This window comes from Lelliottia sp. 489, from assembly GCF_050435885.1.
GTDB classification, from domain to species: domain Bacteria; phylum Pseudomonadota; class Gammaproteobacteria; order Enterobacterales; family Enterobacteriaceae; genus Enterobacter; species Enterobacter nimipressuralis.
In genome coordinates, this window is sequence record NZ_JBNDLC010000001.1 from 601,334 (window position 1) to 614,906 (window position 13,573).

A 13,573-nucleotide genomic window follows, 5' to 3' on the forward strand; every position below is an offset into this window, starting at 1 on the left:
ATTTTACAATTTAATTCAATTATTGGATGTTACCCGCTGAAAGAGCAATCTGTCGGGTAATAACGTTGGACACACTGATACAACAACTGATTAATGGCGTGATGCTGGGCAGCATCTACGCGCTGATCGCGCTGGGCTATACCATGGTGTATGGCATTTTGCGCATTATTAACTTTGCCCACGGCGACATTTTGATGGTCGGCGCGCTTACCACGCTGTCGGCCCTGAACGCGCTGAACAGCACCTTCCCGCATATGCCTCAGCTGCTACAGCTCGGCTTCGCGCTGGTTGTCGCCATGGCGGTCTGCGCCCTGCTGGCGATGGCCGTTGAACGCTTCGCCTATCGACGCCTGCGCAACGCGCCGCGTCTGGCGCCGCTGATCTCCGGGATCGGCGTTTCGGTGTTGCTGCAAACCGTGGCGATGATTATCTGGAGCCGCAACCCGCTGATGTTCCCGCAAATTCTGCCGATGGACGCGATTGCCGTCACCTCCGGCAGTGTGAACCATCCCCCGGCGATCATTACCGTCACCGGCATTGTCACGGTATCGCTGGCACTGGCGGTGATGATCGGCCTGTGGCTACTTGTGGAATACACCCGTCTCGGGCGCGGAATGCGCGCGGTGGCGGAAAACCCGCGCGTGGCCACGCTGATGGGGGTCAATCCCAACGCCATTATCACGCTGACTTTCGCCATCGGCGGCATCTTCGCCGCGCTCGCAGGTGTAATGATGGCGAGTAACTACGGCAACGCCAGTTTCTCGATGGGCTTTTTGCCCGGCATTAAAGCGTTCACCGCCGCTGTTCTGGGCGGAATCGGCAATATTCGCGGCGCAATGATCGGCGGGATCCTGCTTGGGATCATTGAATCGCTGGGCGCGGGCTATCTGGGTGAACTCACCCACGGCGTGTTTGGCAGTAACTACCAGGACGTCTTTGCGTTCATCGTGCTGATTCTGGTGCTGGTGTTCCGCCCGGCGGGTCTGCTGGGCGAACGCGTGGCGCACAGGGCGTAGGGAAAACTATGACAACAACATCATTACAGGCACCCGCCTCGCAGCGCCGCTTCTGGTCCGGCATGACCCTGTTCGTCCTTGCCCTGCTGATCGCCCCCGTGGTGGCAAGCCAGCTCGGCGGCAACTACTGGGTGCGCGTGATCGACTTCGCTCTGCTGTACATCATGCTGGCGCTCGGGCTGAACATCGTCGTGGGCTACACCGGCCTGCTGGATATGGGCTTCATCGCGTTTTATGCCGTCGGCGCCTATCTTGCGGCGCTGCTGGCGTCCCCGCATCTGCTGGAGACGTTCCCCCTTCTCGCCGTCTGGTTCCCGGATGGGATGCACACCTCTTATCTGCTGATTATTCCGCTGGCGGCGCTGGTCGCGGCGGTGTGCGGGATTATTCTGGGCGCGCCCACGCTCAAACTGCGCGGCGATTATCTGGCGATTGTCACCCTCGGTTTTGGGGAGATCATCCGTATTCTGATGCGTAACCTTGACCGCCCGGTGAACATCACCAACGGCGCAAAAGGCATTACCGGCGTCGATACGCTCAATCTGTTTGGCCTGAAGTTCAGCGGCATATACCACTGGTTCGGCATGAAAGTCCCGGCCCTGTGGCTGTGGTATTACCTGCTGATGCTGGTGATCGTGCTGATTATTTTTGTCTGCCTGCGCCTGCAGCATTCGCGCATTGGCCGCGCATGGCACGCCATTCGCGAAGACGAAGACGTGGCCCGCGCGATGGGCATCAACGTGCGCAACTATAAGCTGCTGGCCTTTGCGATGGGTGCCTCTTTTGGCGGCGTGGCGGGTGCGCTATTTGGCGCATTCCAGGGCTTCGTGTCGCCGGAATCCTTCACCCTTCAGGAATCCATTGCGGTGCTGGCGATGGTGGTGCTCGGCGGGATGGGCCACATCCCAGGCGTGATCCTCGGCGCAGTGCTGCTCACCGCCCTGCCGGAGATCCTGCGCAGCCAGGCCGCGCCCGTACAGCAGGCGCTGTTCGGCACCGTACTGATCGACCCGGAAATCCTGCGTCAGCTGTTCTACGGCCTGGCGCTGGTGCTGGTGATGCTGCTGCGCCCGTCCGGGATCTGGCCGGTTCGCCACAAGGAGGTTAAAGCATGAGCCTGCTCACCGTTCGCAATATGTCTAAACGCTTTGGGGGCCTGACCGCCGTGGACGATGTTTCGCTCTCCATCAATCAGGGCGAAATCTACGGTTTGATTGGCCCTAACGGCGCAGGGAAAACCACCTGTTTTAACCTCATTACCGGTCTGTATCCGGCGGACAGCGGCGAGTTTTCGATTGCCGACAAGCCCTATTTTCCGAAGCAGATCGACAAAGTAACGGCTGCCGGGATCGCCCGCACTTTCCAGAACGTGCGCCTGTTTAATGAGATGTCGGTACTGGAAAACGTGATGGTCGGGCGCCATGTGCGCACCCGCAACGGCTTGTGGGCAGCGCTTTCGCATCACAAACGGGCACGCGCCGAAGAAGCGCAAACCCGCGAGCTGGCCTGGCACTGGCTGGAGTATACCGGCATCGCCAGATTCGCCCATTATCGCGCCTGCGATCTGGCCTACGGGCATCAGCGCCGGCTGGAAATCGCCCGCGCGCTGGCGACCGATCCACTGCTGCTGGCCCTCGACGAACCGGCTGCTGGCATGAATGCGGCTGAGAAAAACGCCCTCGGCGAACTGCTCATCCGCATTCGTGACGATGGCAAAACCCTGCTGATGATTGAGCACGACGTGAAGCTGGTGATGGGGATCTGCGATCGCCTGACGGTGCTTGATTACGGCAAAACGCTGGCCGTCGGCACACCCGACACCGTTCGGCGTGACCCGGCGGTGATCGCCGCCTGGCTTGGAGGCAACGCCCATGTCTGAGTTACTGAAAGTCGAACGTCTGGACGTGCATTACGGCGGGATTCAGGCGGTACGCGATGTGTCGTTCACTCTGCAAGAAGGCGAACAGGCGACGCTGATTGGCGCTAACGGCGCGGGAAAAAGCTCAACCGTACGCGCCATCACCGGGCTGGAAAATTTCGGCGGCGCTATTGCGTTTAACGGCCAGCCGGTGCGTAAACGCAAAGCCGAAGCACTGCTTCGAGACGGGCTGGTGATGGTTCCGGAAGGTCGCGGCATCTTTGCGCGCATGACGGTGCTGGAGAATTTACAGATGGGGGCCTGGCTGCGGCGCGACACGGCCAATGTGAAAGCCGAAATGGACGAGATTTTCGACCGTTTCCCGCGCCTCGGTGAGCGTCAACATCAGCTCGCCGGGCTGCTTTCGGGCGGTGAACAGCAGCTGCTGGCGCTGAACCGCGCCCTGCTCAGCCAGCCGCGCCTGCTGATTCTCGATGAGCCGTCCATGGGGCTGGCGCCGAAGATGGTCGAAAACATTTTTCAGGTTATTAAAGGGCTGCGTGAGCGCGGCGTGGCCCTGCTGCTGATCGAACAAAACGCCCGGCTGGCGCTGGAAGTGACGGATAGCGCCTGGGTGATGGACAGCGGCAGCATTGTGCATCACGGCGACTCGAAAGCGATGCTCAATGACGATCAGATTGCACAGATTTATTTGGGTGAAATGCCCGTTTAACACACCAACCAACACCAGGGAAATATAATGAAAACCGTAAAAATCAGTGCGCTCAGCGCCGCTCTTCTGCTCAGTGGTTTTGCCTCTTCCGCGTCATGGGCGGCGGAAAGCGAAACCGTGGTCATCGGCCTTGCAGGCCCGCTCACCGGCCCGTCGGCACGTATCGGTAAAGATCTGGAGAACGGCGCGCAGCTGGCGATTGACGATATCAACAAACAGCACCCGACCATCGGCGGCAAAGCAGTGACCTTCAAACTGCAGTCCGAAGATGACCAGTCCGATCCGCGCACCGCGGTGGCTGTCGCTCAGCGTCTGGTCGATAGCGGCGTCGCGGGCGTAGTCGGCCACTGGAATACCGGCACCAGTATTCCCGCAGCGCGTGTGTATCACGATGCCGGTATCGCCCAGGTAGCGCCCGTCGCCACCGGTCACGCCTATACCAAACAGGGTTTTGACACCAGTTTCCGCGTGATGGGCCACGACGATGACGGTGGTCAGTTCGCCGGCGAATACGCAGTGAAAACGCTCAAAGCCAAGCGCATCGCGGTGATCGACGACCGTACCGCGTTCGGCCAGGGGCTGGCGGATGAATTTATCAAATCGCTGGACGCGCAGGGCGTGAAGATCGTCGACCGCCAGTACGTTGACGACAAAACCGTGGACTTTAGCGCCGTCTTAACCGCCATTCGCAGCAAAAACGCCGATCTGGTGTTCTTCGGCGGCGTTGATAGCCAGGCCGCTCCGCTGGCGCGTCGTATCAAACAGCTGGGCATGAACGCCACGCTAATGGGCGCAGGCGGTTTTGTCAGCCAGACGTTCCTGCAGCTGGCACAGAAAGAAGGCGAAGGTGTTGTCGCGCTGGAGCCGGGTCTGCCGGTCGATCAGATGCCGGGCGGTAAAGCCTTTGAGCAGGCGTATCAGTCGCGCTACCACACCCATATCGAACTGCATGCGCCGTTCGCCTATGACGCCACCCGCGTGCTGGTTGCCGCCATGGAAAAAGCTAACTCTGTCGATCCGGCTGAATATCTGCCCGCCCTGCGTGCCATCAGCTATTCCGGCGTCACCGGACAGATCGCCTTTGACGCACAGGGCAACCTGAAATCCCCGTCCTTTACCGTCTACAAAGTGGTCGATGGCAAATGGCAGCCGCTAACCGTTCTGGGCGGCGCAAAAACGAAGTAACGCAGTGAGGCAATGTGATGAGTGATAACAATGAGCTGGGCATTCTCGCCCGCCGCAAAATAGAAGCAGAAATTATTAAACCTATTTACGAAATCCTGGTGCGCGAGATAGGGAAAGCCCGCGCCCAGGCGGTAATTGGGGAAGCCATCGAACAGGCGGCGATTGACGCAGGGGCACATTTTGCCCGTCAGGAGCCGAACGGCGCGGATGTGAAGAGTTTTATCGCCCTGCAATATCTCTGGGAGAAAGACAACGCGCTGGACGTGAAAGTGATCGACGCCGACGACCAGCAGTACAACTATAACGTCACCCGCTGTCGGTATGCCGAGATGTATCACGAAATGGGGCTGGGCGAGATCGGTCACCTGCTGTCGTGCGCCCGCGATGAGAAATTCATCGTCGGCTACGCGCCAGACGTCGAACTGACACGCACCACCACCATCATGCAGGGCGGAAAATGCTGTGATTTCCGCTACCACACGAAAAAGGACAAAGCATGATCCACATCGATGCGCAGCGGCTTTGGTCCACGCTCGGGATGATGGCGCAGATCGGCGGCACGCCCGCCGGTGGCGTAACGCGTCTGGCGCTGAGCGACGAAGATCGCATTGCCCGCAACCTGCTTCGCGACTGGGCGCGGGAAGCGGGTTTTACCTGCGACGTCGACAGCATGGGCAACATGTTTATTCGCCGCGCCGGGAAAAACCGCGCCCTGCCACCGGTGATGACCGGCTCGCATGTGGATTCCCAGCCGCTGGGCGGAAATTACGACGGGATCTACGGCGTGCTGGCCGGGCTGGAAGTTCTGCGCACCCTCAACGATCATCACGTGGAAACCGAGCGCGACATCGTGCTGGTGAACTGGACGAACGAAGAAGGGGCGCGCTTCGCCCCAGCGATGCTGGCATCCGGCGTCTGGTCCGGGCAATTTAGCGAAGAATACGCCCTCGTCCGTACGGATAACGCAGGCATAACCGTAGGCGAAGCGCTGGAGGCTATCGGCTATCGCGGCACCGTGCCTGCGCGCGCGTTTCCGGTTCACGCCTGCTACGAGCTGCATATCGAACAGGGTCCGATTCTGGAAGATGAGGCTATCGATATCGGACTGGTGCGCGCCGCGATGGGCCAGCGCTGGTTTACCCTGACGCTGGACGGTTTTGCCGCGCACGCAGGGACGACGCCAATGCACAGCCGTCGCGATGCGTTAACCGCCTTCGCTGAACTGGCGCTGATGGTCGAAGAGATTGGCTATCAGCACAAACCGGACGGCCGCGCGACCATCGGCATGGCGCAGATAACCCCAAATTCACGCAACGTCGTCCCGTCGCGCGTGGTGTGCAGCGTGGAGTTCCGCCATCCGCAAAGCGACGTGCTTGAAGCGATGGAAGCCGCGCTGCGTGAGGCGGCGCAAGGACTGGCCACACGAGGGGTTACGGCAAAGGTCGAACGAATCTTCGACTACGCGCCTATCGCCTTCGACGAGCAGTGTCTTATGCGCAGTGAAAAAGCGGTCGAAGCCCTCGGCTATTCATCAAAAGCGATGGTCTCCGGCGCCGGGCACGACACCTGCTATATCAGCAAAATCACCCCGGCCAGCATGATCTTTATTCCCTGCGAAAAAGGCATCAGCCACAACGAAGCGGAAAACGTTCTGCCGGAGTGGTCTGAGAAAGGGGCGAACGTCCTGTTGCACAGTGTACTGAGTGCGGCACAGGAGAAATGATTCGTGAAAAAACGGCCCGGTAAGCGCAACGCTACCGGGCGTTTTTTATGCCTGCTCACCCTCTTCTTCTCTATTCCAGCGAAACGCCCCATAACGGTCGCTTTTGATTATGAATGCGGTAGGTAAAACTCCCCTCTCATTTATTCTTATTTTAGATTGCCTGCCAATAATGAACGGTGAATAATTGCTCAACGCTTCACTAAAATATACGTAGTGAAACATCTATAAATGGAATGAATATAAAGGGATGAATCATATGGCCGGATTAGTTTATCTGTCGCTTGTCGGCGAAATGCAGGGATTGATTTCTTCAGGATGTTTGAGTCATGCATCTGTCGGTAATAAAGCGCAAGTTGCGCACAGCGATCAAATTCTTGTTTATTCTCTCTCCCATGCCCTTTCTCGTGAAAGAAACGTTAATCATCATCATGTCAGTATCGTTAAACCACTTGATAAATCCTCGCCACTGCTGGCCAAAGCCATCACGGATAATGAGTCTCTCAGCTGTGTATTCGATTTTTACCGTACCGATAAAGCAGGCCGTATGGAGTGTTATTACCAGTTAAAGCTGACAGATGCGCGCATAACTGAGCTGGACTTACATATCCCCCACTCAGTCACTCAGAGCGAAAAAGAAGCCCAGGAGACAATCTCATTTAGCTATAAGTCTATTGGCTGGGAACATATCAATGCTGGGACCAGTACGTACAGCCTATGGGAAGAAAATATATTCTAGGGATAGCAGTTATATGAACAGTTTCGATTCATCAAGAGATACCGGCTGGTCTGGCTATGTGGGAGAACTGCTGCGGGGGCAACAGCCCATTAATCAGTTGATCCCGACTCATCCCTATATTGATACTCTACCCCAAATGGAAAAGTTGCTGGAGAAAAACACCCAATACTTCATGTTGCTGACCATAGAGGAAGCGCGAGGTGTATTGAGCGACCTTATAGGTCAGACGGATAATTTTCTTTCATATAAAATCGGTGCTGGCAATTTCAAAGACATCTGGGACGGAGCATTCAGTAGCAGTAGATTCTCAACTTATCTGAATGAAGCTAACCAGTTGCGCTTTAATCTCAAGAGTATAGGGATCACGGCTAAAACCTGTCGATACGGTGGAGTTACCTATATAAAAATCAGTGGGTACCCGAGCCTGCGTCGCATCCTGAACGGTACCCGCTATCGCGCGAATAATCTGCAACTGCTGGAACTGAGTATTGGTTGGCGAGGTTTAGGGTATAACTTGTATCAGGGTGCTAAGTTTTGTGTTTACTTTTCCCTGGCTTTTAGGGCAATAGAGTTAATATTCAAAAACGAATATACGCTGGTGGATTTCTTTGGTGATATTATTGCAGATGCTGCTAAGACTTTGATCTCAATTGTTGTGGCGGGTGTTGCTGGGTTAATATTGCTTGGTGCACCTGTTATCTTAACCACAATTGCACTTATCATTATTGGCTTAGCGACTAACTCTACTCTTAATAAATACGACGAACTACATGGATGGTCTGTTGAGTTAAAAAATAGGATTAAGGAAGCATTTTACGAAGAACAACGTATCAATGAGTGGAATAATATCCATACGAGCACGGGGATGTTACCACCGGGTAGTTTTAATTATTAAAATGGTATCAACAATGGTTAATATTTTAATTAAAGCATGGTCTATTATAAGATGTATTATTGTTTTCGCGATATCTGTCGTTATCATTTCATACTCTACTGACATACCTTTTCATGATTTTATGCTATTTTTCGGGAGGAGTAATTACTTTTGGTTCGATGGGCGGCACCTTTCACTCATATCTTCCATACCAGCTTTTATTTACCTTAGTATAATGATGGCTACAGTTCCATTCACGAAGGATAACCAGATACCAAAATCGTTTTATTATTGGGGAAATGTACTGGGACTAATCTCACTCGTAATATTTATGTTGTTTAGCATATTATCATTGATGACTTATTTTTATATTGGCTATTTCACTCCTTACCAGTTATGTAAGGAACCATCCACGTATTCTCATTACTTTGCCAAAGATCCAGCAATCTGCAAAACCATCGTAAACCGTGAGTTAAATTAACAGATTTTTATTACATAGACTACACCTGGCAATCCTGTTACCGGGTGTAGTCTTGCCTGTGCACTCACTAGCGAGAACTATACCGGACACATTTATCACCAGTATTACTCTGCCGAGACTAAATACGCGCAAGGGAAGTGATGATTAGAAACCAGGCTAAGTGTTTAATTCGATCCATCTATAACTTGTATAACCTCAACAAAAAATCTCTTTGATGATTAATGCGGAATATTTATTATATTATATACTTTAGATTCATTAATATTGCCAAATAAAAACTCATAATGAATAATCCCAAGGTGGGATAGCAGAAATATTATTAACTAAAAATATATAGATCTTGTGAATGGATAAGGATGCATTATATGACATAGCGCATCCTTTTGCGATAGTCAGTAATAACTTTTTGTGGCATGAAAAATACCGGGGGAATAAATATGAACAATTACGATTCATCACGAGACACTACATGGTCTGGCTTCGTAGGAGAACTGCAATGGGGACAATTGCCCATTAGCCAGTTGCTCCCCTATCATCCTTGTATCACTACTTACCTTCCCGCAAATAGAAGAATTGCTGGAGTCAACCACCAATGATTGGATGTAGTGATCTATACCTTAATAAAGATTAAGACTATTAACATTTTATGAATTATTAAATAGGCTTCTCATGATCGTTAAAATATTAAATAAAATAGCATTTACTATAATTTCAATTCTTCTTATTATAATACTAAGCTTCCTTTTTCATTTCTCTATTAATATACCCTATCATGACTTCATGTTGTTTTTTAGCAATAGCGATTTTTTTTGGTTTGATGGGCGACATCTGGCAATGATATCATGCACTCCGTGCCTGATATATGCCATTATAATGATTTCATGTGTTCCATTTACTAAAGATAATAAGGTACCTATGGCTTTCAATTATTCAGGCAATCTGCTTGCTTTGGTGTCGATAATGCTCTTGGTTCTATTTAATATATTGTCACTATTGATTTATTTGTACATTTCCTTTTTCACTCCTTATCAAATATGTAAGGAGCCTCCAATGTTATCCCACTATTTTGCAACCGATCCCGCTATCTGCAAGACCATCGTAAATCATGATTTAAGTTAATATAAAATATCTAACACAGAAAAACCCGGTAACTCTGTTACCGGGTTTAATGTTACTTCTGCTCCACCCTCGCCAGACTAAACCATATGCCGCACGCCAGTATCATCAGCATGGCACCGGCGCTACCAAGCGCGACGCTGTGAGAGGTGATAAACGCGGCTTTAGCGGCTTCAATCGTCGCGTCTGCCAGCGTCGGCGTGAGTTCTTGCGCAACTTTGACCGCTTCACCAATCGACGAAGAGGCTTTGTCGGCAAGCGTGGCGCTCAGCCCCTGCGGCAGCTCGATAGAGGCCGAGAAGCTGCGGGTAAGCATCAGGCCAAAAATCGCGATCCCAAGACCCGCGCCTAACTCGTAGGACATCGTTTCGATGGCCCCTGCCGCGGCCGCTTTTTCCTTCGGCGCGGCGGCCATGATCGCGGAAGTCGATGCCAGCAGCGCACTCGCGGCGCTGAAACCGAGCAGCACCATCAGACTCCATGCCTGCCACTGCTGAGTGCTGAAATCGAGCATCGACAGACCAATAAAGCTCACCGCGCTTAGCCCCATGCCGCCTGCCGCGACCAGCCGCAACCCAAGCTTTCCAACCAGCACGCCCGCAATCGGCCCGCTGAAACCGCTGGCGACCATCAGCGGCAGCATAAACATGCCCGCCTCAAACGGCGTAAAACCGTGCACAAACTGCAGCTCCTGCGCCATCAGCAGTTCAAAGCCCACCAGCGCGATCATTGCGGTCATCGCCATCACCACGCCGCTCAAAATAATGCGATGGCAGAAAAGGCGCATGTCGATCATCGGTTTGCTGGCTCGCAGCTGAATACGCACGAAGATGAACAACATCACCGCGCCGGTGAGCAACGTTGTCGCCACGATAGCCGGTGAAAGTGTCCCTTTCAGCGCCGTTTTCGCGCTGTAGACCAGCAGCAGAATTGCCACGATCAGCATTAACGCGTGCGAAATGTTCAGCGTCTGCTCCGGGCGTCCCTGCTGTTTCGGCACAAAACGCGCCGCCAGTGCCACCACGACCACCACGATCGGCACGTTGATCAAAAATACCGATCCCCAGTAGAAGTGCTCCAGCAGCAGGCCGCCCACCAACGGGCCAAAAGCCGCTCCGCCGGAACCGACCGCAGCCCAGACACCTAACGCGATATTACGATGACGCGCTTCGACAAACAGCGTGCGAATCCCCGCAAGCGTCGCCGGGATAATCATCGCCGCACCAATCGCCAGCGTCGCGCGGGCGGCAATCAGCCAGGCCGCGGACGGGGCAAACGCAGCCGCCAGTGACGACAGTCCGAACAGGATACTGCCGAGCATCAGCAGCTTTTTAAAGCCGATACGATCCCCGAGCGCGCCCATCGGCAGCACCATGCCCGCCATCACCAGCGAGTAAATATCAATAATCCACAGCAATTCGTTACCGCTGGCCCCGAGCGTCATACTCAGCGTTGGCGCGGCCACATGCAGTACCGTTGCGTCAATCGCGACCGGAATATACACCAGCACGATAATCACTAACGCTAACCACCTTTGAAACATAAATTTCCCTTTCACACTAATCTGGACACGTGTCCAGGATGCGATCCTACGGAAAGTTGAACGCGTGTCCAGCTTTTTGTTACACTCGTTTCGTCGCCATTGAGAGTGAGAGAACATGAGCTATTTGAGCAAGGATGAACGACGGGAAGATATCCTGCAGGCCGCGATGCGCGTCGCCTTAAACGAAGGGTTCAGCGCCATGACGGTGCGGCGCATTGCGGGCGAAGCGAGTATTGCCTCCGGCCAGGTACATCACCATTTCGCCAGCGCCGGCGAGCTGAAAGCATTGGCCTTCGTGCGTCTGATCCGCGAACTGCTCGATGCCGAGGTGGTGGGCGACTGTCGCCATCGTCTGCGCGCCATGCTCGGCAGCGATGAGGGTCTGTTCGAGCCTTATATTCGTCTGTGGCGGGAAGCGCAGATCCTCGCGAGCCGCGATCCGGACATTAAAAGCGCCTATGTGATGACCATGGAAATGTGGCATCAGGATACCGTCGCCATTATCCGTCAGGGCGCCGAAGAAAAGGTATTTACACTCTCAGACCGCCCCGAAAATATCGCATGGCGATTGATAGGTTTAGTCTGCGGACTGGACGGTATCTACGTGTTAAATATGCCCGAAATGGATGACGACGCATTTAATAAACATCTTGATAAATTAATCTCTCTGGAATTGTTTTAATACTCCTAATTGAGTATTTAAAACCGCGATTTTTTACAATTAGTAACACATAAAGCGAATCATCTCTCCTCTCGCAAACTCAGGGATTCGCTTTCTTATCTATCCTTTCAGAAGCATCTGAAAAATTCCAAAAACCTTAATCGTATAACGTCAGCCATCTGACTGTTTTCACTTCTCTTTTCTGTTTTTTACGGGTAAGTACGAGGGCGATATGTCACAAAAAAGTGAGAAGAATAATCATTATCTTTTAAATAACTGGAAACCGGAAAACGCGGCATTTTGGGAGAATAAAGGAAAACACATCGCGCGACGAAATCTTTGTATATCCGTCGCTTGTCTGCTACTGGCCTTCTGCGTGTGGATGTTATTCAGCGCGGTTGCGGTCAATCTCAATAAAGACGGCTTTAATTTCACCACCGATCAGCTTTTCATGTTAACCGCATTACCTTCTCTTTCTGGCGCAATATTACGCGTGCCCTATTCCTTTATGGTGCCGATATTTGGCGGACGTTACTGGACAATATTAAGCACCGTTATTCTGATTATTCCCTGCGTGTGGCTGGGGATCGCCGTGCAGAATAGCGCCACGCCCTACTGGGTGTTTATCATCATCGCCCTGCTGTGCGGATTTGCCGGTGCGAACTTTGCCTCCAGCATGGGCAACATCAGCTTTTTCTTCCCGAAAGCAAAACAAGGCAGCGCGCTGGGCATTAACGGCGGGCTGGGTAATCTCGGCGTCAGCGTGATGCAGATGGTGGCTCCGGCGGTGATCTTCCTGCCGATGTTTGCGTTTCTCGGCGTCCATGGCGTACCGCAGGATGACGGTTCTGTGCTGTCGCTGGCTAACGCCGCGTGGATCTGGGTGCCGCTACTGATTATTGCCACTCTCGCCGCCTTTTTCGGCATGAACGATATTGCCAGCTCGAAAGCCTCGATTGCCAGCCAGTTGCCGGTGCTGAAACAGCCGCATCTGTGGTTGCTAAGCCTGCTCTATCTGGCGACGTTTGGCTCTTTTATTGGTTTTTCCGCAGGCTTTGCGATGCTCGCCAAAACCCAGTTTCCTGATGTGAACATTCTCCACCTCGCCTTCTTCGGCCCGTTGATCGGAGCGCTGGCGCGCTCGGCGGGTGGCGTGGTGTCGGACAAACTCGGTGGTGTGCGCGTAACGCTGGTGAACTTTATCCTGATGGCCGCCTTCAGCGCCCTGCTGTTCCTGACGCTCCCCGGCTCCGGTTCCGGCAATTTCACCGCCTTCTATCTGGTGTTTATGGGCCTGTTCCTGACCGCCGGTTTAGGCAGCGGCTCCACCTTCCAGATGATCGCGGTGATCTTCCGCCAGATCACGATTTATAACGTCAAATTGCGCGGCGGCACGGAAGAGCAAGCCCAGCAGGAAGCGGTGTCTGATACCGCGGCGGCGCTCGGGTTTATCTCCGCCATCGGCGCGGTCGGCGGCTTTTTCATTCCTAAAGCCTTCGGTACCTCGCTGGCGATGACCGGTTCCCCCGTCGGCGCAATGAAGGTCTTTTTGGTGTTCTATATCGTCTGCGTGTTTGTCACCTGGCTGGTGTATGGCCGTCGGCAGAAACACGTCAAATCATAACTATTCCGTTCAACACTTTTGTG

At 53.3% G+C, this 13,573-nt stretch carries 12 protein-coding genes; 11 read left to right on the forward strand and 1 reads right to left on the reverse strand.

The window, feature by feature from the left end; translation table 11 throughout:
* Positions 1–65 precede the first annotated feature (65 nt).
* The 9 genes from ABIE11_RS03040 to ABIE11_RS03080 all read left to right on the forward strand — a co-directional run bounded on the left by ABIE11_RS03040 (position 66) and on the right by ABIE11_RS03080 (position 8,146).
* Positions 66–1,016, forward strand: a complete 951-nt coding sequence (locus tag ABIE11_RS03040; protein WP_429183956.1) for a branched-chain amino acid ABC transporter permease — start codon at positions 66–68, stop codon at positions 1,014–1,016.
* Between the two features lie 8 nt (positions 1,017–1,024).
* A complete protein-coding gene (locus ABIE11_RS03045; protein ID WP_429183957.1) occupies positions 1,025–2,131 on the forward strand; it encodes a branched-chain amino acid ABC transporter permease in 1,107 nt (368 codons plus the stop codon).
* Complete coding sequence (locus ABIE11_RS03050) at positions 2,128–2,895, forward strand: ABC transporter ATP-binding protein (RefSeq protein ID WP_129035271.1); 768 nt, start codon at positions 2,128–2,130, stop codon at positions 2,893–2,895. Before ABIE11_RS03045 ends, ABIE11_RS03050 begins: the two co-directional genes overlap by 4 nt.
* The gene (locus ABIE11_RS03055; RefSeq protein ID WP_429183958.1) at positions 2,888–3,607 is read left to right on the forward strand and encodes an ABC transporter ATP-binding protein; all 720 of its coding nucleotides are present in this window, start codon (positions 2,888–2,890) and stop codon (positions 3,605–3,607) included. The genes ABIE11_RS03050 and ABIE11_RS03055 overlap by 8 nt, the downstream gene beginning before the upstream one ends.
* 27 nt (positions 3,608–3,634) lie before the next feature.
* The gene (locus tag ABIE11_RS03060) at positions 3,635–4,792 is read left to right on the forward strand and encodes a branched-chain amino acid ABC transporter substrate-binding protein (RefSeq protein WP_429183959.1); all 1,158 of its coding nucleotides are present in this window, start codon (positions 3,635–3,637) and stop codon (positions 4,790–4,792) included.
* A 17-nt stretch (positions 4,793–4,809) separates the two neighbouring features.
* Positions 4,810–5,292, forward strand: a complete 483-nt coding sequence (locus ABIE11_RS03065; protein WP_100780087.1) for an L-2-amino-thiazoline-4-carboxylic acid hydrolase — start codon at positions 4,810–4,812, stop codon at positions 5,290–5,292.
* Positions 5,289–6,515 (forward strand): Zn-dependent hydrolase, encoded by a 1,227-nt coding sequence (locus ABIE11_RS03070; RefSeq protein ID WP_429183960.1) that lies wholly within the window; start codon positions 5,289–5,291, stop codon positions 6,513–6,515. Before ABIE11_RS03065 ends, ABIE11_RS03070 begins: the two co-directional genes overlap by 4 nt.
* 256 nt (positions 6,516–6,771) lie before the next feature.
* Complete coding sequence (locus ABIE11_RS03075; RefSeq protein ID WP_429183961.1) at positions 6,772–7,251, forward strand: Hcp family type VI secretion system effector; 480 nt, start codon at positions 6,772–6,774, stop codon at positions 7,249–7,251.
* A 13-nt stretch (positions 7,252–7,264) separates the two neighbouring features.
* Complete coding sequence (locus tag ABIE11_RS03080; protein WP_429183962.1) at positions 7,265–8,146, forward strand: hypothetical protein; 882 nt, start codon at positions 7,265–7,267, stop codon at positions 8,144–8,146.
* Positions 8,147–9,777: 1,631 nt separating this feature from the next.
* Here the strand turns inward: ABIE11_RS03080 and ABIE11_RS03085 are convergent.
* Complete coding sequence (locus ABIE11_RS03085; RefSeq protein WP_371975175.1) at positions 9,778–11,265, reverse strand: MFS transporter; 1,488 nt, start codon at positions 11,263–11,265, stop codon at positions 9,778–9,780.
* Positions 11,266–11,380: 115 nt separating this feature from the next.
* Between ABIE11_RS03085 and ABIE11_RS03090 the strand changes: the two genes are divergently transcribed.
* Entirely contained in the window at positions 11,381–11,947 is a 567-nt protein-coding gene (locus tag ABIE11_RS03090; protein ID WP_429183963.1) for a TetR family transcriptional regulator, read from the forward strand.
* A gap of 211 nt (positions 11,948–12,158) precedes the next feature.
* Complete coding sequence (locus ABIE11_RS03095; RefSeq protein WP_429183964.1) at positions 12,159–13,550, forward strand: NarK family nitrate/nitrite MFS transporter; 1,392 nt, start codon at positions 12,159–12,161, stop codon at positions 13,548–13,550.
* Positions 13,551–13,573: the final 23 nt, after the last annotated feature.